This window comes from Actinomadura macrotermitis (assembly GCF_009604375.1).
Taxonomy (GTDB): domain Bacteria; phylum Actinomycetota; class Actinomycetes; order Streptosporangiales; family Streptosporangiaceae; genus Spirillospora; species Spirillospora macrotermitis.
The window spans coordinates 1,257,821-1,277,458 of the sequence record NZ_WEGH01000003.1 but is presented as its reverse complement, the minus strand read 5'-3'; the positions used below and the strand labels follow the sequence as shown (position 1 = coordinate 1,277,458).

General features: G+C 73.5%; 19 protein-coding genes. 14 read left to right on the top strand and 5 right to left on the bottom strand.

Annotation, left to right across the window (positions count from 1 at the left end; genetic code table 11):
• Nucleotides 1-83 precede the first annotated feature (83 nt).
• From ACRB68_RS27275 to ACRB68_RS27255, 5 genes are all read left to right on the top strand, one after another.
• Complete coding sequence (locus ACRB68_RS27275; RefSeq protein ID WP_153537113.1) at nucleotides 84-623, top strand: hypothetical protein; 540 nt, start codon at nucleotides 84-86, stop codon at nucleotides 621-623.
• 268 nt (nucleotides 624-891) lie between these two features.
• The gene (locus tag ACRB68_RS27270; protein WP_153537111.1) at nucleotides 892-1,164 is read left to right on the top strand and encodes a WXG100 family type VII secretion target; all 273 of its coding nucleotides are present in this window, start codon (nucleotides 892-894) and stop codon (nucleotides 1,162-1,164) included.
• Between the two features lie 154 nt (nucleotides 1,165-1,318).
• The gene (locus ACRB68_RS27265) at nucleotides 1,319-1,552 is read left to right on the top strand and encodes a YciI family protein (protein ID WP_153537109.1); all 234 of its coding nucleotides are present in this window, start codon (nucleotides 1,319-1,321) and stop codon (nucleotides 1,550-1,552) included.
• Nucleotides 1,552-3,549 (top strand): hypothetical protein, encoded by a 1,998-nt coding sequence (locus ACRB68_RS27260; protein WP_153537107.1) that lies wholly within the window; start codon nucleotides 1,552-1,554, stop codon nucleotides 3,547-3,549. Before ACRB68_RS27265 ends, ACRB68_RS27260 begins: the two co-directional genes overlap by 1 nt.
• On the top strand, nucleotides 3,546-4,124 hold the full coding sequence (locus tag ACRB68_RS27255) for a hypothetical protein (RefSeq protein ID WP_153537105.1): 579 nt from the start codon (nucleotides 3,546-3,548) through the stop codon (nucleotides 4,122-4,124). The genes ACRB68_RS27260 and ACRB68_RS27255 overlap by 4 nt, the downstream gene beginning before the upstream one ends.
• On the opposite strand, the gene ACRB68_RS27250 is transcribed toward ACRB68_RS27255, so the two are convergent.
• Both ACRB68_RS27250 and ACRB68_RS27245 read right to left on the bottom strand, forming a co-directional pair.
• Nucleotides 4,121-4,834: a hypothetical protein gene (locus tag ACRB68_RS27250; protein ID WP_153537103.1), complete on the bottom strand. Its 714-nt coding sequence runs from the start codon at nucleotides 4,832-4,834 to the stop codon at nucleotides 4,121-4,123. The two genes, ACRB68_RS27255 and ACRB68_RS27250, sit on opposite strands and share 4 nt — an antisense overlap.
• Nucleotides 4,831-5,328: a hypothetical protein gene (locus ACRB68_RS27245; RefSeq protein ID WP_153537101.1), complete on the bottom strand. Its 498-nt coding sequence runs from the start codon at nucleotides 5,326-5,328 to the stop codon at nucleotides 4,831-4,833. Before ACRB68_RS27245 ends, ACRB68_RS27250 begins: the two co-directional genes overlap by 4 nt.
• A gap of 120 nt (nucleotides 5,329-5,448) precedes the next feature.
• Between ACRB68_RS27245 and ACRB68_RS27240 the strand changes: the two genes are divergently transcribed.
• The 5 genes from ACRB68_RS27240 (at nucleotide 5,449) to ACRB68_RS27220 (ending at nucleotide 9,394) form a co-directional block, all read left to right on the top strand.
• A complete protein-coding gene (locus tag ACRB68_RS27240; protein ID WP_153537099.1) occupies nucleotides 5,449-5,859 on the top strand; it encodes a nuclear transport factor 2 family protein in 411 nt (136 codons plus the stop codon).
• A 67-nt stretch (nucleotides 5,860-5,926) separates the two neighbouring features.
• Entirely contained in the window at nucleotides 5,927-6,730 is an 804-nt protein-coding gene (locus tag ACRB68_RS27235; RefSeq protein ID WP_153537097.1) for an alpha/beta fold hydrolase, read from the top strand.
• A complete protein-coding gene (locus ACRB68_RS27230; protein ID WP_153537926.1) occupies nucleotides 6,730-8,022 on the top strand; it encodes a PP2C family protein-serine/threonine phosphatase in 1,293 nt (430 codons plus the stop codon). The genes ACRB68_RS27235 and ACRB68_RS27230 overlap by 1 nt, the downstream gene beginning before the upstream one ends.
• A complete protein-coding gene (locus tag ACRB68_RS27225; RefSeq protein WP_153537095.1) occupies nucleotides 8,019-8,348 on the top strand; it encodes an STAS domain-containing protein in 330 nt (109 codons plus the stop codon). The genes ACRB68_RS27230 and ACRB68_RS27225 overlap by 4 nt, the downstream gene beginning before the upstream one ends.
• A gap of 56 nt (nucleotides 8,349-8,404) precedes the next feature.
• The gene (locus ACRB68_RS27220) at nucleotides 8,405-9,394 is read left to right on the top strand and encodes a hypothetical protein (RefSeq protein WP_153537093.1); all 990 of its coding nucleotides are present in this window, start codon (nucleotides 8,405-8,407) and stop codon (nucleotides 9,392-9,394) included.
• Here the strand turns inward: ACRB68_RS27220 and ACRB68_RS27215 are convergent.
• Entirely contained in the window at nucleotides 9,391-10,362 is a 972-nt protein-coding gene (locus ACRB68_RS27215; RefSeq protein WP_153537091.1) for a helix-turn-helix transcriptional regulator, read from the bottom strand. The genes ACRB68_RS27220 and ACRB68_RS27215 overlap by 4 nt on opposite strands.
• A 99-nt stretch (nucleotides 10,363-10,461) precedes the next feature.
• On the opposite strand from ACRB68_RS27215, the gene ACRB68_RS27210 reads away from it, so the two are divergent.
• Nucleotides 10,462-10,857: a RidA family protein gene (locus ACRB68_RS27210; protein ID WP_153537924.1), complete on the top strand. Its 396-nt coding sequence runs from the start codon at nucleotides 10,462-10,464 to the stop codon at nucleotides 10,855-10,857.
• Nucleotides 10,858-10,954: 97 nt separating this feature from the next.
• On the top strand, nucleotides 10,955-12,169 hold the full coding sequence (locus ACRB68_RS27205; RefSeq protein ID WP_153537089.1) for an MFS transporter: 1,215 nt from the start codon (nucleotides 10,955-10,957) through the stop codon (nucleotides 12,167-12,169).
• Here the strand turns inward: ACRB68_RS27205 and ACRB68_RS27200 are convergent.
• Nucleotides 12,156-13,172, bottom strand: coding sequence for a beta propeller repeat protein (locus tag ACRB68_RS27200; protein WP_153537087.1), 1,017 nt, complete (start codon nucleotides 13,170-13,172; stop codon nucleotides 12,156-12,158). The genes ACRB68_RS27205 and ACRB68_RS27200 overlap by 14 nt on opposite strands.
• A 123-nt stretch (nucleotides 13,173-13,295) precedes the next feature.
• Here ACRB68_RS27200 and ACRB68_RS27195 point away from each other — a divergent pair, with 123 nt between their 5' ends.
• The gene (locus tag ACRB68_RS27195; protein WP_153537085.1) at nucleotides 13,296-14,015 is read left to right on the top strand and encodes a hypothetical protein; all 720 of its coding nucleotides are present in this window, start codon (nucleotides 13,296-13,298) and stop codon (nucleotides 14,013-14,015) included.
• A 4-nt stretch (nucleotides 14,016-14,019) separates the two neighbouring features.
• On the opposite strand, the gene ACRB68_RS27190 is transcribed toward ACRB68_RS27195, so the two are convergent.
• Nucleotides 14,020-18,264: an FtsK/SpoIIIE domain-containing protein gene (locus ACRB68_RS27190; RefSeq protein ID WP_328594835.1), complete on the bottom strand. Its 4,245-nt coding sequence runs from the start codon at nucleotides 18,262-18,264 to the stop codon at nucleotides 14,020-14,022.
• A 552-nt stretch (nucleotides 18,265-18,816) separates the two neighbouring features.
• On the opposite strand from ACRB68_RS27190, the gene ACRB68_RS27185 reads away from it, so the two are divergent.
• A complete protein-coding gene (locus tag ACRB68_RS27185) occupies nucleotides 18,817-19,638 on the top strand; it encodes a hypothetical protein (protein ID WP_328594834.1) in 822 nt (273 codons plus the stop codon).

Here is a 19,638-nt window from a genome sequence, read left to right as displayed (position 1 = left end):
AGTGATAATCGTTTCCATTCCCGGTCCGGTCGCCGGGCCGGTGTATCTTCGCCACTGATCGGTCCGACCCCCGCGGGAGAGGCATGAGACTCCGCATCTGGGCGGCCTCGGCGGCCGTCGTCACCGCCTGCGGCGCGCTGCTGCCGTCCTCGGCCGTCCACCCGGGCCGCCCCGTCGTGGACGCCGAGACCACCCGGCAGCTCACCGCCGCCGCCCGCACCCTGATCCAGCTGCGCTCGGCCGCCCTGGTCCAGCGCGGGCACCGCGACCGCCGCCCGCCGGCCGAGATCCTCGGCGTGCTGATCTCGCCGGGCGTCGCGCGCGGGCAGGAGCGGGCCGTCCAGGAGCTGGAGAACCGCAACCGCGCCCCGGTCGCGGGCGGGCCCGTCTACACCGCCGCGCGCACCCGGCTGGACCCCGACCGGGCCGTCCGGCTCGGCGACCGGATCACCCTGGACGCCACCGAGCACACCGAGGTCCGCTACGAGACCGGCGCGCTCACCCAGTCGGTGCGGCGGCGGTTCGAGTTCACCGCCCTCGGCCCGCGGATCGTCCTGGTGCGCGAGGGCGTGCTGGACCCGGCCGCGCACCCGCTGAACGATCCGGCGGACCCGAACCGCTGAGCCCGCGTTTTTTCGGAACGCGCCGATTCGGTCCTGCGAATTCCTTGACGCGCCGTTATTAACGAGGGTAAGAGCGCTGCGCACAGTGACGTCCGCCCCTGCCCGTGGCCGGATCCGGCCACGTCACCAACACGTCAATCCGCCCATGACGCCGCGGCCGCATCTGGATTCTTGTGATCGGTGAGGCGTAGGCTGGCGCCATTCTGCGAAAGTGCAAGACCAGTCATGAGACGCCCGCCGAGCGGGCGGGGATCGGAAGGTCGAAGCGATGAGCGGTGACAAGCGGGGCGCGAACATCGGAGAGCTCGAGGACCTCTCCCGGATGTTCAGCAAGCACTCCAAGAACCTGGACGCCCTCATCAAGGACCTCAACGGCCGCACGGTGAGCAGCAGCGCCGCCTGGTGGGGGCCCGGCGCCGACCGGTTCCGCTCCGCCTGGGCCGAGGCCAAGACGGCCTTCGACAAGATGGCCCTCGCGCTGGAGCAGGGCAGCCAGGACATCAAGCGCTCCCAGCAGAACATCGAGGCCGCCACGCGCTGACGCCCTCCCCTGGACCGCGGGTCCCGGCCCATCCCCCCGAGGCCGGGACCCGCGCCATTTCCGGGCCTTCACCGTTGAGTCACGAATCGGCCACTGTCCGTGACTCCTCTCTCGCGCGATGGCAGGCTCGCCTCCACCAGGACACGGAGGCGACGTGGACGAGAAGTTCCGGCTGCAACTGCTGCTCACCCGCATACAGACCCTGTCGGACCAGCACCGGCACGTCCTGACCGGGCCGCGGCGGGCGATGGACGACCACGCGTGGGTCGGGCCGTCCGCGACCGGCTTCGCCGGCCGGCTCGCCGGCGCCGACCGGGACCTGCAGGCCCAGCTCGGCCAGGCCCGCGCACTGGTGGAGGCCAGGCTGCACCGGGCCACGCCGATCTGATGGGCGGCACCTGGCCCGGCCCGGGCACCTGCGGCGTCAGGCTCGCCGAGTTCGACCGGCTCACCCGGCAGATGACCAAGGCCGGGCCGGAGCTGGCCGACCTCGCCGACCAGCTCTGGCAGGCCCTGCACGGCGCGGGCGTGGACACCGGGCCCGCGCTGCGGATCCGGCGGCTGGCGTCCTGGGCGGCCGAGGCGTCGGCCGACCTGCGGCGCCGCAACCTGCTCGCCCACGACCTGGACCGGCAGCACCCGGCCTTCGGGATCTCCACGCCGGACGGCACCTACCTCACCCTGCCGGACCGCTACGGCGACCAGGCGGCCTACGCGGACGGGCTGCTGTTCGCCGCCCGCCTCAAGAAGGGCGGGCTTCCCCCGGTCCCCGCCGCCGACGTCACCCCCGCCTTCGCCCAGGCGCTGCTGGAGTCGCTCGGGCCGCGCGACCTGCTCCGGCTGCCCATGACGCTGTCCCTGCACATGCGGGCGAACCCGGACGACGCCCGCCTCGCCCGGCGGACCAAGGACGTCTTCGCCCTGCTCGGCCGCGGCCTCGCGCTGACGACCGACCCGTCCCGCCCGGCGTACCTCGGCCGGTCCTTCGTCCACGACCTCCTCGTGCTGGGCCGGACGAACACGCCGGAGCTGAGCCGCCCGCCGCACGGCACGGCGGGCTACCAGTCCCTCGCCACGCTGATCGGCGCGTCGGACACCCGCTTCTCGGCCTACTTCCTGGTGACCGCCGGCAGCGACATGATCGCCTTCGACAGCACCCTGCACACCCCGCGCCCGCTCCCGGACCTGACCGGGACCGGGGACTACCTGGCCCACCTGCTGAACGCCGCGGCCGCCTCGGGGCGCGAGGCGGCGCAGGCGCTCCTGGCGCACCGCCCGATGGGGCCGCACCCGCCGGGCCGGCCCGCCGAGGTCACCGGGTCGAACCTGCAGTACCTCCTGCACGACCGCCGCGACCTGTGGGCGCTCACCGACCACGGCACCGCCCTCGGCCGCACCGTCCAGGCGGCCACCTCCGGGCAGGACGCCGAGTCGATCCGGCTGGCCTTCCTCGCCGGCAAGATCGTCGCGGACGACACGCGCCCCTGCTACCAGGTCACCCAGGACCGGAAGCTGGAGATCAAGGACGTCGCGTCCCTGGACGCCCTGTCCGGCCTGCGCCCCGCCCTCGCCGAGGCCCTCGCCGCCCACATCGCCAAGGTCAACGACATCCACCAGTCGTTCCGCTTCGGCACCCGCGCGGGGAGCACCGCCATGAACGACCACGACCTGGACTACCTGCTGCTGGACATCACCCGCGACGCCGCCTCCTACACGGCGCTGCTGAAGGCCCAGATAGCCCACTCCCGTGTGGTGGTGGACCAGGCCATCGCGCACGGCTCGTCCCACCTCGACAGCGTGATCGTCGCCGAGGGCTGGATGTTCGGCCACCTGCTGGAGGCGCGCAACCAGAACCTGCCGGCCGAGGAGAGCCGCCTGGAGGCGTCCAACGAGGAGCTGCGCAACTGGGTGGAGAAGGGGGTGGGCCAGATCCCGGCGATGGAGGACAAGATCGGCGGCGCGCCCCTGGCGGGGGAGGCGTACTCCCTGCTGATCGAGAAGCTGCGGGCGGAGGTCTCGGCCTGGATCACCGAGCGGATGGCGGAGCGGCCGGACGAGTCGGTGATGGCGCCGACGACGAGCACGGAGACGCTGGAGAGGCTGTTCAACCAGATGATCGCCACCTCGCTGGTCACGCATGGCCGCTACAGCCACCAGGACTTGAAGGGACGGTCCTTCGTGACGCCGGGGCCCCATCCCAAGATCCGCCCCATCGCCTCGATGACGCCTGAGCAGCGGGAACTCTTCTTGCGCTGGGCGACCACGCATGCCGGTCTGAGCGACCTGCGGGATCGAGTGGTCTCCTCGACGCAGAACGGAATGATCGAGACCGCAGGGCACTATCGGAACGAGCACACCAACGTGATTCCGAGTTTCCGGCGATGATTGACTTCCGTATCGCGCGCATTGCGTTCTTGGCGGCCGCCCTGTTGCTCGCCGGCTGTGATCACCGCCAGCAGCGCCCTCCGCGCCGCCCGGACCTCATCGCGGTGGCCGAATCGGCGCCATACTTGTGCGATTTGGTTCCTGAGCAGGCCTTTCGTCGTGTTACTGGCTTGTCGATCCCTCTGAGGGGCAAGTGGGATGGTCCTCAGAGGGGCAACGGGCTCTGCCTGGCTTACGCGTCAGGGCGTGAAGCTCCGCTTGGGCTGGATTGGTCCTTCAATGCGGGTGAGCAGGCGCTTCGTCGGCAGGAGCGGATGTGGGAGGACAATTCGTCGCGTAAGCTCCCGGCCGATCTCGGGCGGGGACTTGCGGTGATTCGACCGACCGCAGGCGCGGACCCAAGACCCAACTTCGTCATTGCGCTCTTTCGCTGCGGCAAGCGGCAGCCGTGGATCAGCATCGACTTCGCCCCCGTCGTCAGGGGCCGCGACGCGCTCACGGACCTGGTGGGCTTCATCCGCATCGCCGAGCAGCGCTTCGGTCGGCTCCACAAGTGCGCCCCCAAGCCGTCCTAAGGCTGGTGGTTCCCCTGGCGGTAGCACTCTGGGGCGGCCGCGGCGATCCGGGCGGCCGCCTCCACCTCGGCATGCGCTTCAGGCGGGTAATCGGCGGGGTCGAGCGTGAACCGATAGGAGAGGTACAGGCGTTCCCCCGGGGCGTTGGAGGCGATGAACGCCCGCAGGCAGCCGATCCGGAAGCGTGGTTCCAGTTCGCGGTGGAGGGCGTGGGCTTCCGCGTTGGCGTCCGCTGGAGTCGGTGTCCCCGGGCTGAGGGAGATCCGGAGCGGGCCCTCGCCGGAATCCCGGTCGGCGCGTAACTCCTCCATCGTCGCGTACCGCACGGAAGGCGACGCCCAGTACCAGGCCATCGCCGCGCCCAGTTTCTCGGCGGACGAGCCGGTTTCGAGGTAGCAGAGGACGCGCTCCATGACCTGCCGCGCGCCGATGCCCAGCACGAGCGGCTCGATCAGCCGGCGATTGCCGCTGGGGCAGTGGTCGTGGGCGATGGCGTACATGATCTGGTCGGCATGTTCGCGCACGGCCTCCGGGGCGCTCCCGCACGCCTCGCCGATCTTGAAGCGCATGACCCCGCAGCGGTGGTAGGCGTTGAAGGCGGGGTCGTCGCTCGGGTCGGCGGGCCGCTCCTCGCCGGGCAGGAACACGGCCGCCAGGTCGTCGAGCAGCGGTTCGAACAGCCGCAGGCGCTCGGCGAGCTCCGTCGTCATCGGCCGTCCTTCGCGGCGTTCCCCGGGGCGTCCGGGCAGTCGGTCTCGGTCCAGGTGGCGGTGAGGTCCCGGCAGACGACGTGCAGCGTCCCCTCCCAGAAGGCGATCTCGTGGGCGCAGCCGTCCTCGTGGGGCAGCACCTCGTCGAGGATCACGCTCCCGAGTCGCTGCCAGACCGACCCGTCGGCGAGTTCGATGCCGAACCCGGTCACGCCCTCGTAGCGGATGGTCAGGTCCTCGTCGTGCTTCCAGCAGTTGTGGCGGAAGCGGAGCTCGATCCCGGAGTCCCGCTGCTCCTCGGAAATGATGTGGCTGAGTTTCAGGTCCTTGACGCAGCGCTTGGCCGTGAAGTCGTAGTGATCGCGGTCGGTGGCGAAGGCGCGGGCACCGGGGGGAAGGGACGCGGCCAGCTCGGGCAGCCGGTCCAGGTAGCCGGTCGGGTCGATGACGCCGGTCAGGTCGCCCAGCGTCGCGTTGAGATCGACGTACTCCATCGCCACCCCTGCCGTCGGGCCACCGGATCCACGGAGATCACCCTATATCGTTGGCGCGACCAATGAAGTTGCGTATAGTTGGCGATACCAATGTTGGAGTGCCCAACGAAAGAGGTCGCCATGCCCACGGACACCCTGCTCGCCGACCGCGTCGAGATCGCCGACCTGTTCGCCCGCCTCGCGCACCTGCTCGACGAGAAGCGGTGGGACGACGCGGCCACCGTCCACGCCGACGACGTGGCGATCTACTCGCCGCGCGGCGAGATCCACGGCATCGACGAGGCCGTCGGCCGGCTGCGGCGGTCCGAGGCCGCGGGGGAGCACACCCAGCACCTGACCACCGATCTGCTGGTGGACGTCGACGGGGACCGGGCGGCCGTCTCGGCGAACTCGATCGTGCACTTCTATCGCGACGGCCAGGCGCCCTACCTGACCAACGGCCTGCGGCTGGCCTGCGTCGCGGTGCGGACGCCGGCGGGCTGGCGGCTCCGCGAGTACCGGATCACGCTCGCCTGGTCGCAGCGGAACTGAATTTCCCGCCGGCATTCGGTGATCGTGAATACCGGAGCATGTTCGCCCAGGTGGCAGTATGACAAATATGGATATTCGTAGCAGGAACAACGTGACGATCACCGGGCTCGCCGATGCGCCGACGGTGATCCTGGCGCACGGGTTCGGCTGCGACCAGAACATGTGGCGCCTGATCGTGCCGGCGCTGGAGGAACGGTACCGGGTGGTGCTGTTCGACTATGTGGGGGCGGGCGGCTCGGAACCGTCGGCCTGGGATCCGGAGCGGTACTCCTCCCTGGAGGGCTACGCCCGCGACGTGGTCGAGGTCTGCGAAGAACTGGACCTCAAGGAGGCGGCGTTCGTCGGGCACTCGGTCAGCGCCATGGTCGGGGTGCTGGCGGCCCGGACCGTGCCGGAGCGGATCGGGGCGCTGGTGATGGTGGCGCCCTCGCCCTGCTACCTCGACGACGACGGCTACCGCGGCGGGTTCAGCGCGGCCGACATCGACGAGCTGCTGGAGTCGCTGGAGTCGAACTACCTCGGCTGGTCCTCGGCGATGGCGCCGGTGATCATGGGGAACCCGGACCGGCCGGAGCTGGGACGGGAGCTGACCAACAGCTTCTGCGCCACCGACCCCGACGTCGCCCGCGTCTTCGCCCGCACCACCTTCCTGACCGACAGCCGCGCGGACCTGGCGGACGTGACGGTGCCGACGCTGGTGCTGGAGTGCACCGAGGACGTCATCGCGCCCCGCGAGGTCGGCGCCTACGTGCACGCCGCCATCCCCTCCTCCCGCCTGGTCACGCTGGAGGCCACCGGGCACTGCCCCCAGCTGAGCGCCCCCGAGGCCACCGCGGAAGCGATATTGGACTTCCTCGCGGCGTGGCACTGATGCGCCGCCTGGGCGAGGAGCCCGCCCCTTCCGGCGCCGGAGGCGGCGCGAACGCGGCGTTCACCTCGCTGCTGGAGGACAGCGCCGAGGAACTGTACGAGTCGGCCCCCTGCGGCTACCTGTCCACGCTCATGGACGGCACCATCGCCAAGATCAACGACACCCTGCTGGAGTGGCTCGGCCTGGAGCGCACGGCCGTGGTGGGGCGCAGGCGCTTCGCCGACCTGCTCACCGTCGGCGGGAAGCTGTACCACGAGACGCACTTCGCGCCGCTGCTGCGGATGCAGGGCGAGCTGCGCGGCATCGCCCTGGAGCTGAAGACGCAGGCCGGCGCCCGGCTCCCGGTGCTGGTCTCCTCGGTGGTCAAGCGCGGCGGCCAGGGCGAGCCGCTGCTGATCCGCACCACCGTCTTCGACGCCGCCGACCGCCGCGCCTACGAAGAGGAACTGCTGCGCCGCCGCCGGGAGGCCGAGCAGGCCCGCGCGGAGGCCGAGCGGGCCCGCCGGGAGGCCGAGGCCGACCGGGCCCGGCTGGCCGACGCGCTGGCCGTGCTGCAGCGGTCCCTGGTGCCCGACTCGCTGCCCGACGTGCCCGGCCTGGAGACGGCCGTCCACTACCACACCGCCTCGGCCGACCGGCTCGGCGGCGACTTCTACGACCTGTTCCCGCTGGACGGCGAGCGCTGGGCGTTCTTCCTCGGCGACGTGTGCGGCAAGGGGCCCGAGGCCGCCTCCCTCACGTCGCTGACCCGCTACACCCTGCGCGCCGCCGCCCTGCACGATCCCGCGCCCGAGGCGGCCCTGACCACGCTGAACGCCGTCCTGTACGAGCGGTACGCCGTCGGCGGCGACCCCCGCTACTGCACCGCGATCTTCGGCGTCGTCGAGCCCGGCCCGGCCGGCGCCACCGTGCACCTGGCCTCCGGCGGGCACCCGCCGGCCATGGTCCTGCGCGCGGACGGCGGGGTGGAGCTCCTGCCGACGCCCGGCGGGCTGCTGGTCGGCGTCCTGCCCGACGCCCCGGTCGGCTCCGTGCGCACCACCCTCGCCCCCGGCGAGACGCTCCTGCTCTACACCGACGGCCTCACCGAGGCCCGCACCGGCCCCGGTGACCGGTACGGCGAGGACGCCCTGCGCGCCTTCGCCGCCGGCCGCGCCCCCGCCTCCCCGCAGCAGCTGATCACCGCGCTGACCGGGCTGCTGGACGGCTTCGGCGACGGCCTGGACGACGACACCGCCCTGCTCGCACTCGGCGTCCCCGCCGCCCGCCCGACAACGGAACTTCCGCGATGACCCCGCTGAACATCACCCGCCGCGACGCCGCCGCCGGCCCCGTCCTGCACGTGGCCGGCGACCTGGTCTACGGCCAGGCCGCCGCCCTGCGCCGGGAGGTCGAGCGGCTCGACCTCGGCGCGGGCCAGTGCCTGGTCATCGACCTGTCCGGGCTGGGAATCTGCGACTCCACCGGCATCACCGCCCTGCTGGCCGCCCGCCTGCACGCCCACGCCGCCGGGGCCGGCATCGCCCTGGCGGCCGTCCCCGCCGGCACCCTGAACGTCTTGACCATCGTCGGGCTGGACCGCGTCTTCCCCATCCGCGCCGACGCCGACACGGCCTGATCCCGGCCGCGCATATATCAGCGGAGTTTCCGGACCCGCCCCGCTAGCGTGGCGGAATGTCCAGTCCGGTCCAGTTCGTGATCCGCGAGGGCGGCACGGTGATCTTCCGCCGGATGTCCGGCGGTGGCGAGGCCGACGCCGAACGGTGGGTGCTGATCCCCCCGCTGCCGACGATCGAGGAGTTCGACGACTGGGGACAGGACCGCTTCCATCCCGGACCCGACGCCGCATTCTTGATCGACCATGACGAGCGCCGGCTGCTGGTGGAGTTCTCCCATTCGTACGCCTATGACGACTGGGATTCCTACCGGCGCGTCTATCTGCGGGTGCTGCAGCACATGTGGCCGGACTGGCGGACCGGCTGGGCCTACGCGGGCACCGAGGAGATGCTGCACCACCTGGGTCTGGAGCCGGCGGAGGTCTGCCCGCCGTACGTCCCTCCGCCGCCGACCCGCCGCGTTCACCGTCGCCCACCACGCCATCTGCGTCGGCGCCGCCCCAAGAACAAGCACCCGGAGCCGGAGGTGGAGAAGACATACGTGGCCAGAAACGAGCTCGACACGGGCCTGCTGACCGTCGATGACGGCACCGAAGTCCGGGCCTACGCGCTCAGGAGGAGGCTGCCGGAACGCCTGGCTTCGGGAGAGGAGATCCTGGCCCGTCTGCCGGAGGAAGCGCTGTGCGGCTCCAGGAAGGCGATGCCCGTGGACGGTATGCATCTGGACCTGCCCGCCCGCACCGGCGGTTACTGGACGACTTTGTCGAGCCTGCCCGTTCACCACGACGACCGTTTCCCTCGGTGGCCCGGCTGGAGCTGGGAGTTCTGGGAGGACGACCACCACCGGCAGCTCGACCTCGCCCGGGGCGCCGTGACCCTCCCCGAACCCGACCTGGACACCACGCTGCTGGACTTCGCTGAACGCCACCGGCAATGGCGGCTGGAGCCCGATTACGTCCGCGACCTGCTGCTGGAGCAGATCACCGGCTGCACCGAGGACGAGAAGTACGACGCTCTGGCCGCCCTCATCGCCGCCATGTACGGCTAATCCGCGCCGTAGCAGGCGGCGACCGCCGCCGCGCGGTCGCGCAGGGAGGCGCGCAGCCACTCCGGGGCCAGGACCTCCGCGTTCGTCGCGCTCTGCCACAGCGCCCATTCGGCATGCCGCGGGTCCTGGAAGGTCAGTTCCATCCGCAGCCGGCCGTCCGCTTCGGCCTCCTCGCCGAGGACGGCCAGCGCCGTGTCCACCAGCTCCTTCCGCCGCGCCGGGTTCACCCGCGCCAGCACGGCGACCTGGTCGCCGCCGGTCCGGAACCGGGTGCTGCGCGCCTGCCAGGCCCGGTCCAGGTCGACCCGGTCCGGCCGCTGCGCGGGTTCGGGGAGCTCCTCGGCGGCCGTGATCCGGGACAGCCGGTAGGTGCGGTCCTCGCCGGACCGGGTGGCCAGCAGGTAGCCCTGCTCCCGCACGGTGACCAGGCCGACCGGGTCCACCGTGCGCCACTGGGGGTCCTGGCCCGCGGCCGTGTAGCACATGCGCAGCCTGTGCCCGGCCAGCACCGCGCGCCGGACCTCGGCCATGACGGCGCCGGGCACCTCCTCGGCGGCCGTCCGGCGCGACAGGAGGTCGATCTCGGGGTCGATGAGCAGGCGCTGCGCCGCGCCGGCCGCGATGTCGCGATGCCCTTCGGGGAGGGCGTCGACCACCTTGAGCACGGCCGAGGCGAGCGCCGAGCCGAGGCCGAACGCCTGCGCGCCGCGCCGCGATCCGGCGATCACCAGGGCGAGCGCCTCGTCGTGGTTCAGCCCGGTGAGCTCGGTCCGGAAGCCGGGCAGCAGCGCGAACCCGCCGTGCCGGCCGCGTTCGGCGTAGACCGGGACGCCGGCCGCGGACAGCGCCTCGATGTCGCGCAGCACGGTGCGGGTGGACACCTCGAGCTCGCGAGCCAGCGCGGACGCGGACAACCGGCCGTGCTGCCGCAGCAGCAGCACCAGGGAGACCAGCCGGTCGGCGCGCATGCGAAAACCCTAGTGAATACACGACAGAGGGTGTCGTGATTTGCCGGGAGGCTGCTCCTGCAACGCAATCTCGACGAATCGAACGGAGCCGAAGTGGCGATGGAGCGAACGGCCGTCAACCCGTGGGCGTGGTCGGTGGAGATGGGATATAACCAGGGTGAGGCCGTCTCGGGGAGCACCCGGACCCTGTACTGCTCCGGGCAGACCGCGATGAGCGCCGAGGGCAAGCCCCAGCACGACGGCGACATGGCGTCGCAGCTGGCGCTGAGCTTGGACAACCTGGAGGCCGTCCTCGCCGAGGGCGGCATGTCCCTGGCGGACCTGGTCCGGCTCAACGTCTACACCACCGACGTCGACCTGTTGTTCCAGCACTACGGCGTGCTGGCGTCGCGGCTCGGCGCCGCCGGGGTGGCGCCGGCCACCACGATGCTCGGGGTGACCCGGCTGGCGATCCCCACCCTGATGGTCGAACTCGAAGGAACCGCCGCCGCCTGACGCGCCCGCCGTCGGGAGCACACGGTGGGTTTCCATGATCCAGCGCGGCCGGATGCCCGCGATAGGTTGATCCGTCGCCTCCCGCTGAGGAATCCCCATGTGGTCATCGCCCTACCGGCCGGTGCTCGCCCATCCGCGGTTCCGGCGGATCCTCCCCGCGCTCGCCGTGTCCGCGCTGGGCGACGGCATGTCCCTGGTGGCCGTCACCTGGCTCGCGCTGCAGCTCGCCCCCAGGTCCCACCACGGCACCTGGGTGGCGGTCGCGGTCGCGGCCTACAGCCTGCCCGCCGTGGCCGGGGCGGTGCTGTTCGCCCCTTTCCTGCGCGGTCGCGGCGGGGCGCGGCTCGCGGGCTGGGACGCCGCCCTGCGCGGGGCCGCGCTCGGGGCGATCCCGGTGGCGTACGCCTTCGACGTCCTCGGCATCGGGCTCTACACCGTGCTCCTGGCCGTGTCGTCGCTGCTGCGCTCGTGGGGTTCGGCCGGGCGGTACACCGTCATCGCGGAGCTGCTGCCCGGCGAGCAGCATCTGCCCGCCAACGCCGTGCTGACCGTCCTGACCGAGGCGGCGACCGTGATCGGGCCGCCGCTGGCCGGCCTGCTCATCGCCTGGTGGGGCGGCGCCGCGGTCATCGCCATCGACGCGGCGACGTTCGCGGTGATGGCGGCCACCTACCTGCTCGCGGTGCCGCGCACCGGCCCGGCCAAGGACGCCGTGGCCGAACGCGCCGCCGGCGCCCTCGCGGTGATCCGGCGGGACGGCGAGCTGGCCGGGCTGCTGGCCCTCACCTTCGGGTTCTTCCTGCTCTTCGGCCCGGTGATGGTGGCCCTGCCGCTGCACGTCACCGAGGATCTGCACGGGTCGGCGACGCTGCTCGGCCTCTACTACACCGCGTTCGGTCTCGGCGCGGCTGGCGGCGGTCTCGCCGCTGGCCACATGCGGCGCCGGCGCCTGTGGCCGACGATCATCGCCCTGGTGGCCGGGTTCGGCGGCGCCATGGTGCCGATGGGCCTGGCCGTGCCGGTCTCGGTCAGCCTGCTCTCCTTCTCCCTCGCGGGCCTGGCCTGGGGGCCGTACATGGGGTTGTCGATCGCCTTGTTCCAGCGGCGTGCGAGCGGGGAGGCGCTGGCTTCCGTGCTGGCGGCCAACAGCACGGTGGGCACGCTGTCGCTCCCGCTGGGCACCATGCTGGGCGGCGTCGCGGTCGGTGCCGTGGGCGCACGCGAGACCATGCTCGGGTGCGCCCTCCTCACCATCGCGCTCGGCGCCACCGCCGCCCTGGGACTACGCGGGGCAGGCCTCAGGAGCCGTTGAAGGCCGCCGGATTTTCTCCTTGCTCGCCGGTTCCCCAGACGCTGCCGGGCACGGCGGCGAGGTCGTGCACGGTGGCGCCGGCCGGGACCGTCACCTTCTCCCACGTGCCGCCGCTGTAGCGGTACGGGGCAGAGTGGTAGGCCGCGATCCAGGGGGTTCCGGAGGCGTCCACGGCCAGGTCGGTGAGGTCCGGGAGCCCGGCCGGGAGCGCGACCAGCGTCCAGGCGGAGCCGTTCCAGTGCAGCAGGCGCTTTTGCATGATGGCCCAGACGTCGTCCGTGGCGACCGGGACCACCTTGAGGAACCACCCGGGGCCCGTCTCCGCGGGCAGCGGGACCTGCTTCCAGGCCGTGCCGTCGTAGTGCGCGACGGCGGGCATCGAGCCGGGGTCGTTCTGGGAGCCGACCGCCCACGCGTCGGTGGCGGAGAGCCCCTGGAGGTCGAGGACGTCGATCCCGGGCGTCTCGACGGCGGTCCAGGTGTCGCCGGTGCGCTTGAGCAGCCGCTGCGCGGGGTCGGGGACCCAGCGGGCGATGAAGGTGCCGGCCGGGCTCGTGGCGAGCATGGTGAGCGTGTCGTTCTGGTCGATCGGGATCGCGACCTTCTGGAACGCCGAGCCGTCGAAGCGCGCCACGTAGGAGTTCCTGTCCGACCCGCCGGTGATCCACGTCTGCCCCGCGGACGAGGCGATCTGCCGGATCTGGCCCTGGCCCGTCCAGCCGTTGATCGGGTACTCCTTCCAGGACGAGCCCACCCGCCGCCGGACGACCGGGTTCCCGGCGCTGTAGACGGGGCAGTAGTCGGCCCAGCGCAGGCAGTATCTGCCCTGCGCGCCGCCGATCCAGACACCGCCCGCGCCGTCGGCGGTGACGTCGAGGAGTTCGGCCTTGGACCACAGGAAGGGCAGCGCGACCGGGCGCAGCTCGGAGGCGGCGGCGAAAGCGGGGGCGGGGGACGAGACGAGCGCGACGGCGGTGGCGGCGACCGCGAGGACACGTTTCATGGGGAGCACTATTCAACGATCTCCCAAAAAACGCCAGTGTTCACTGGAGCTTTCCGGCGCCGGGTTCGCGGCGCGTCCTGACAGCGGCCGGCCCGAGGCGGATGATGGTCGGCGGGAGGCAGGATGCGCCACGTCGTCCGGGTCGCCGGTGGGGCCGTGCTCGCGCTGCTGGTCTGCGGCGTGCTGTCGGTGCCGCTGCTGCTGTGGCCGGTCGGCCTCGGGATGGCGCCCGACCGGCGGTGGATGCCGGGGCCGCCCTCGCTCGGGCTGGTCGTCGCGGTCGCGGTCGCGTGCGCCGCGGTGTGCCTCGGCGGCGGGGTCCTGCTGGTCGTGCGGGGCGCGCTCGCGGCCGGGGCGGGGCTGGCCGGCGGGTGGGGCGTCGCGGTGCTGCTCAGCGGCGGGTGGCTGGCCGGGCTGGCGCCCGATCTGTACGCGCCCGAGGGCATGTACCGGGCCTACGCCGATCCGTTCAGCGCCCTGTCGGTGGACGAGGCGGCGCAGCGGGCGCAGGCCGAGCTGAGGGGCGCCACCGGGAGGGACCTGCCGGAGCAGAAGGCGCGGGTCGGCGGCTGCTGGACTTACGACGGCGGGCGCCGCGGCCTCGTCGAGCCCCCCGGCAGCGGCATGCTGGAGTACCGCGCCACGCTGCCCACGCCGCCCGGCCAGGGGCAGGACGAGGTCGACCGCATCGCCCGCCGGCTCGCGCGGGACCACAAGCCGACCGGGCGCAGCTACGAGGCCGCCTTCCAGAGCCGGGACGGCTTCGTCGTCCAGCTGCTCCCCGGCGACGGGGACACGGGCGTGGTGGTGACCGTCCGGTCGCCCTGCCTGAGGAGCGTCTGAGCGGTCAGGCGCCGCTCACCGGCGGCGGCAGCGCCACCTGGATCTGGGTCGTGGCGCCCGCGATGACGAACAGGCCGCGCCCGGTCGGCCCGCCGAGGGGGGCGTTGCGGGGCAGGCGCAGGCCGAACAGGTCGCCGTCGTCGGGGGAGTCCACCGACAGCAGCACGCCCGAGCGGGAGCGGCGGGTGTCGGCCATGAAGCCGCGGTAGCCGCGGGCCAGGTCCTCGGTGGTGCCGCCGAGGACGACGGCGTGCTCGCCGTCGCGGGCGGTGCGCAGCACGTCGCGCAGGGCGTCGTCGAGCTCGGTCTCGTCGAGCAGCTCGGCGTCGTCGACGATGACGGCGTAGCGGTGCTCGTCGCCGATGACGGCCTCCAGGTCGGCGGCCTCGGCGTCGGCGTTCAGCACGCCGAGCACGCCGGGCCGGCCCGCCAGGAGCCGCAGCGGCGACCGGCGCGGGGTGATCAGCACGACCGGGACCAGGCCGCCCGCGACCGCCGGGTCCAGCAGGGAGTGCACGATGGTGCGCAGCGTCGTGGAGCGGCCCGAGCGCGGCGGCCCGGCGACGATGAACCCCGGCCCCTCGTTGAGCAGGTCGACGCCGACGGGCGCGAGGGTGTCGCCGCCGACGCCGACCAGCGCCCACAGCGCCGACGGCGGCAGGAAGTCGGGGTCGAGCGTCATCGCCTCGCGGTAGGTGACGCGGACCGGCAGCTCGTCGACGTGCAGCGGCCGGCGCGCCCGCGGCAGCCGCCCGTAGCGGGCCGCGCAGCCGCGCGCGATCTCCTGCAGCGCGGCGACCTGCGCGGTGCCGGACGGGTCGTCGCCGAGCAGCCCGATCTGCGACTCGCGCGGCGGCAGCCCCGGCGCGACGACCTCCAGGGCGCGGCCCGGCGGCATGGCGGCCGGGATCTGCTTCTCCTGCAGCCCCGCGTACCCGTAGTCGTTCGGGTCGGCCATCCGCAGCACCAGGCGCCGGTCGAAGACGGTGGAGACCTGCCCGCTCAGCCCCGACCGGTCGCCGGTGACGACGGCGCGCAGCCCCACCGCGGCGCCCTCGCGCAGCAGCCGCAGGAACGTGTCGACGAGCCGGCCGTAGTCGTAGTGCTCGAACGCGCCGAGGAACCCCTCCCAGCGGTCCAGCAGCAGCACCATCCACGGCAGCCGGTCGGTGGCGGCGACGGCCCCGCGCTGCTCGGCCAGGGAGGCGAAGCCCGCCCCGGCCAGGAGCTGCTGGCGGCGCGACACCTCGGCCGACAGGGCGGTCAGCAGCCGCTCGCAGCGGTCGAGCTGGTCGCGGCCGACGACCGCGCCGGTGTGCGGCAGCGAGACCAGCGGCAGCAGCGCGTTGGCGCCGCAGTCGATCGCGTACAGGTGCACGTCGTAGGGGGTGCAGCCGCCCGCCAGGGAGCCGGCGATGCTGCGCAGCGCCGTCGAGCGGCCCGACTGCGCCGACCCGGCGAGGTACAGGTGCCCGCCCGCGGCCAGGTCCAGCGCCAGCGGCTCGCGGGACTGGACGGCGGGCAGGTCGGTGATGCCGAACGCGACCGGCGGCACGTCCACGACCGAGCCGCCCGCGGCGGTGCGCGGGGCGAGCCGGACCTGCTCGGGCAGCGGCGTCAGCCACGGCGACGGCTGCCGGGCGATGCCCGAGCGTCGCGCCGCCTCGTCGACGGCCTGCACCAGCACCGCCAGGTCGGTGACCATCGCCTGGTCGTCGGCGGCGTCGCGGGGCGCGGGCAGCGGGCGGCCGAGGCCCTGCCAGGGCACGGGCTGCACGAGCGTGCGCGCGGTCTGCGCGCCGGGCCGGCGGCCGCCGATCCGCGCGGACTGGACGGCGTGCAGCGAGGACGCGCCGGAGCGGACGTAGCAGCGGCCCGGCGTGGACTTGGCGATCTGCGCGGCCTCGGGGGCGTCCAGCACGTCGGTCGACTCGTCGGGGTCGGTGACGCGCAGCGCGATCCGCAGGTTGGTGTTGGCGCGGATGTCGGCGGTGACCACGCCGGCCGGCCGCTGCGTGGCCAGCAGCAGGTGGACGCCGAGGGACCGGCCGCGCCGCCCGATGTCGACCAGGCCGGTGACGAAGTCGGGCAGTTCGGTGACCATCGCGGCGAACTCGTCGATGACCAGCAGCAGGCGCGGCACCACGGCCAGGTCGCCGCCGGCGCCGCGCAGGTCGTTGTAGTCGTCGAGGTCCTTGGCGCCGGCGGCGAGCAGGATCTCCTCGCGCCGCCGCAGCTCGGCCGCGAGCGACTCCAGCGCGCGCTCGGTGGCGTGCCCGTCCAGGTCGGTGACCATGCCGACGGTGTGCGGGAGCCGCGCGCAGTCCTTGAACGCCGCGCCGCCCTTGTAGTCGATGAGGACGAACGTCAGCTCGTCGGGCCGGTTCGCCACCGCCAGCGACGCGATCAGCGTCTGCAGCAGCTCGGACTTGCCCGCGCCGGTGGTGCCGGCGATCAGGCCGTGCGGGCCGTCCAACTGCAGGTCGACCTCGTGGACGCCGTCGGTGCCGATCCCGATGGGCACGCGGGTGCTGCGGCCGCCGGTGCGGGCCCACGACTGCAGGACGTGCTCGGCGGTCGGGTCGGGCATGCCGAGCAGGTCCAGCAGGCGCACCTCGCTGGGAATGGCCTCTTCGGCGTCCTCGCGCGACACGTCCCGGACGGGTGCCAGCGCGCGCGCCACCCGGTCCGCCCACGACACCGAGACCTGGTCGGGGAGCACCGGGCCGATGACGTCCAGCCCTTCGCCTCGCAGCCGCATCGCCCCGGTTCCGAGGGAGGCGACCGCGCTGCACTCCTCCGGCAGCAGCTTCTCCTCGTCGTCCACGCAGATGGCGTAGATGCCGTGCTCGGCGCCGCGCGACAGCAGCATCGGCATGCCCGGGACGCGTCGCAGCGCGCGCGCTCCGTCCAGCACGATCAGGATGTTGTAGGGGACGGACTCCGCCGCCTTGTCCCGCCCGAAGAAACCGGCCTGCGCCTGCGCGGCGCGCCGCCGCTCGGTCAGCCGGATCGCCAGCTCGGTCACGCGGTGCGCGACCGACTCGGGGTCGCCGCCGACGAGCGCGGTGCACTCCTCGCCCTCGCGCGGCGCGCAGTGCGGCAGCCACCGCACCCAGTTCCACTCCTCGCCCGCCTCCGGCCCCGCGGTCAGCACGACGACGGCCAGGTCGCGCGGGCTGTGCAGCGCGGCGGCCTGCGCGACGAGCCAGCGGGCCAGGCCGCGCGAGGCGTCCCGCGGCCCGGTCAGCCCGAGCACGCCGAGCTCGGCCAGCGGCAGCGCGACCGGCACCAGCCGCGCCGCCGGCAGCTCCACCCGGTCCTCGCCCGGCTCGTTGCCGACCAGTTCGACGCGAGCGGGCAGGTCGGCCAGGCCGAGGCGCAGGTGCAGCCAGTCGGCGTCGGCGGGGCGCCGCTCCCACAGCCGCCGCCGCGGCCCGGTCGCGGTGAGCAGCACCTTGGCCGGATCGGGGTACAGGGTGCGGCGCTCGGCCTCGTCGCCGCGGCGCAGCCGGTCCAGCTCGCCGCCGAACCGCGCCGTCTTCTCCTCGTACTCCTTCAGCGCCTTCCGATAGGACTTGCGGCCGTGCAGCCGGTCGCCGAGCCACTCGCCGACGGTCATCACCGGCCAGGCCAGCGCGAACAGCGCCCACCACCACTGCCCGAGCCCGAACGCCATGACCAGGCCGAACGCCGAGAACAGCAGCGCGCCGAACAGCCGCAGCCGCTCCTTGGGGTCGCGGACGGGCCGCTTCGGCACCTCCAGCCGCCGGTCGCGCCGCGCCGGGCGCAGCCGGGGCGGCCGGTTGAACGCCAGGCCGCCGCCCGGCAGCGGCTCCAGGTGGGTGTCGGGCGCGGTGCTCGGCGCGAGCGTCAGCACGCCCGACCCGATCGCCAGCAGCGCGCCCGGCGGCCAGGGCACCGGGCCCTCCAGCGGGTCGCCGTCCAGCGTCGCGGCCGTGCCGGTCGCCGTCTCGACCTGGACGCCCTCGGGCGCGACCGTGACGCGCAGCGCGACCTCGGGGACGGCCGGGTCGTCCAGCGTGATGTCGACCTGCGAGCCCGACCCGAGCGTGGTCGAGCCGAGGCTGAGGCGGTGCACCGGCCCGGCCGCCGGGCCGCCCACCGCGCGGATCTCCACCAGCCCGGACGGCTCGCCGAGCACGGTCGCCGCGGCCGCGCCCCGGTCGACCGCGACCAGGGCGCCGTCGCGCAGCTCCTTGGCGGCGGGGGCCTGCGGGTCGAGCATCCGGCCGTCCAGCCAGAGCGGGAGCGGCTCGCCTTTCGAAAGCCGCGGCGCCGGAACGTGCGGAGCGTCGTTCGGCGGGGCGGAGCCGTCCAAAGCACGGAAAAGCGATTGTGCGACCCCGCCGACGGTCACTTCGGAATCGATATCGATCACGACGTCACGAGGGCCCTCACCGGTGAGCGCCGTGCACGAGATCCGCATTCCAGCCCCTTCATTTCGCGCCGCCGTGCGCCGCCGCACGCGTCCGGCCGCCCTGGCCCGGATGCCCGGGCCAGCTTATTGGCGTATGCCCCGCCGCGCCCGCCGCCGGGGCCCGCCGCCGCGCGAATGCCGGAGGCGGATCGGCGCGCGCCATTTCGCGCCCCTGAGGCGCGTTCTGTCAGACGTTCACTAGATCACTGGCCATAATGTGGTTGATCCACCAATTTTCCCGTCATCCTTACACGGGGAGTCACGGGACGGCTTCAACCGCCCGAATCCATTGACGCGGCCTCACCGGCCCGGCGAGCATGGATCGCTCCGGTCGTTCCGGGGATCTCGTGGAGGGAGCGCGTGGCCAAGGCGATGAAGTCCAACCACTCCGCCGGCGGCGTCTCGACGGCGCCCCCGGCAGGCGGCGCCGGCCCCGGCCGGCCCGGGCTCGGCTCGGCGGGCGGCCAGCGGCTGCCGGCCGCGCCCCGCGAACGCAAGCCCGCCCTCGCCGCGCTCGCCGTGCTGCTCATCCTCGGCGGCGCGCTGACCAGCGCCTACCTGGTGATGGCCAGCGGCCAGCGGGTGTCGGCGATCGCCATCGCGCGGCCGGTCGCGGCCGGCCAGCAGATCCCGGCCGACGCCCTGGAGGAGGTGCAGGTCGGCGACACCGGCATCCAGTTCGTCAGCTGGTCCGAACGCGCCAAGGTGGTGAACTACTACGCCTCGGTCCCGCTGGTGAAGGGCGCGCTGCTCACCAACTCCATGGTCAGCACCGGCTCCATGGTCAGCACCGGAAGCAACGCCGCCAAGGGCCGCGTCGTCGTCGGCCTCGCGCTGAAGCCGGGCCAGTTCCCCTCCGCCGGCCTCGGCATCGGCCGCCACGTCGGCCTGTACGCGGTCGGCTCCGGCGGGTCGGGCAGTGGCGGCGGGCCGCGCCCGGGCAGCGTGCTGTCGGCCGACGCCATCGTGGTCGGGGTGTCGCGCGGCGACCGGGACCGGCTGCGCGGCGACCAGACCACCGTCGACGTCGCCGTCCCGCCCGCCGAGGCGCCCCAGGTCACCCAGGCCGCGTCGGCCGGATCGGTGGCCGTCGCGCTGATCCCCGAGGGCACCAAGGTGCCGGCGGGCGGCGCGCCGCCGTCCGTCCCGGCGTCGCCCACCACCGGCACGGGCGGGAACTGA

Coding starts and splice junctions, on each gene's coding strand:
- ACRB68_RS27225 (WP_153537095.1), top strand. CDS start 8,019: ATGACCCCGCTGAACATCACCCGCCGCGACGCCGCCGCCGGCCCCGTC.
- ACRB68_RS27220 (WP_153537093.1), top strand. CDS start 8,405: ATGTCCAGTCCGGTCCAGTTCGTGATCCGCGAGGGCGGCACGGTGATC.
- ACRB68_RS27245 (WP_153537101.1), bottom strand. CDS start 5,328: ATGGAGTACGTCGATCTCAACGCGACGCTGGGCGACCTGACCGGCGTC.
- ACRB68_RS27210 (WP_153537924.1), top strand. CDS start 10,462: ATGGAGCGAACGGCCGTCAACCCGTGGGCGTGGTCGGTGGAGATGGGA.
- ACRB68_RS27215 (WP_153537091.1), bottom strand. CDS start 10,362: ATGCGCGCCGACCGGCTGGTCTCCCTGGTGCTGCTGCTGCGGCAGCAC.
- ACRB68_RS27255 (WP_153537105.1), top strand. CDS start 3,546: ATGATTGACTTCCGTATCGCGCGCATTGCGTTCTTGGCGGCCGCCCTG.
- ACRB68_RS27260 (WP_153537107.1), top strand. CDS start 1,552: ATGGGCGGCACCTGGCCCGGCCCGGGCACCTGCGGCGTCAGGCTCGCC.
- ACRB68_RS27275 (WP_153537113.1), top strand. CDS start 84: ATGAGACTCCGCATCTGGGCGGCCTCGGCGGCCGTCGTCACCGCCTGC.
- ACRB68_RS27200 (WP_153537087.1), bottom strand. CDS start 13,172: ATGAAACGTGTCCTCGCGGTCGCCGCCACCGCCGTCGCGCTCGTCTCG.
- ACRB68_RS27190 (WP_328594835.1), bottom strand. CDS start 18,264: ATGCTCGACCCGCAGGCCCCCGCCGCCAAGGAGCTGCGCGACGGCGCC.
- ACRB68_RS27195 (WP_153537085.1), top strand. CDS start 13,296: ATGCGCCACGTCGTCCGGGTCGCCGGTGGGGCCGTGCTCGCGCTGCTG.
- ACRB68_RS27235 (WP_153537097.1), top strand. CDS start 5,927: ATGGATATTCGTAGCAGGAACAACGTGACGATCACCGGGCTCGCCGAT.
- ACRB68_RS27250 (WP_153537103.1), bottom strand. CDS start 4,834: ATGACGACGGAGCTCGCCGAGCGCCTGCGGCTGTTCGAACCGCTGCTC.
- ACRB68_RS27240 (WP_153537099.1), top strand. CDS start 5,449: ATGCCCACGGACACCCTGCTCGCCGACCGCGTCGAGATCGCCGACCTG.
- ACRB68_RS27270 (WP_153537111.1), top strand. CDS start 892: ATGAGCGGTGACAAGCGGGGCGCGAACATCGGAGAGCTCGAGGACCTC.
- ACRB68_RS27205 (WP_153537089.1), top strand. CDS start 10,955: ATGTGGTCATCGCCCTACCGGCCGGTGCTCGCCCATCCGCGGTTCCGG.
- ACRB68_RS27230 (WP_153537926.1), top strand. CDS start 6,730: ATGCGCCGCCTGGGCGAGGAGCCCGCCCCTTCCGGCGCCGGAGGCGGC.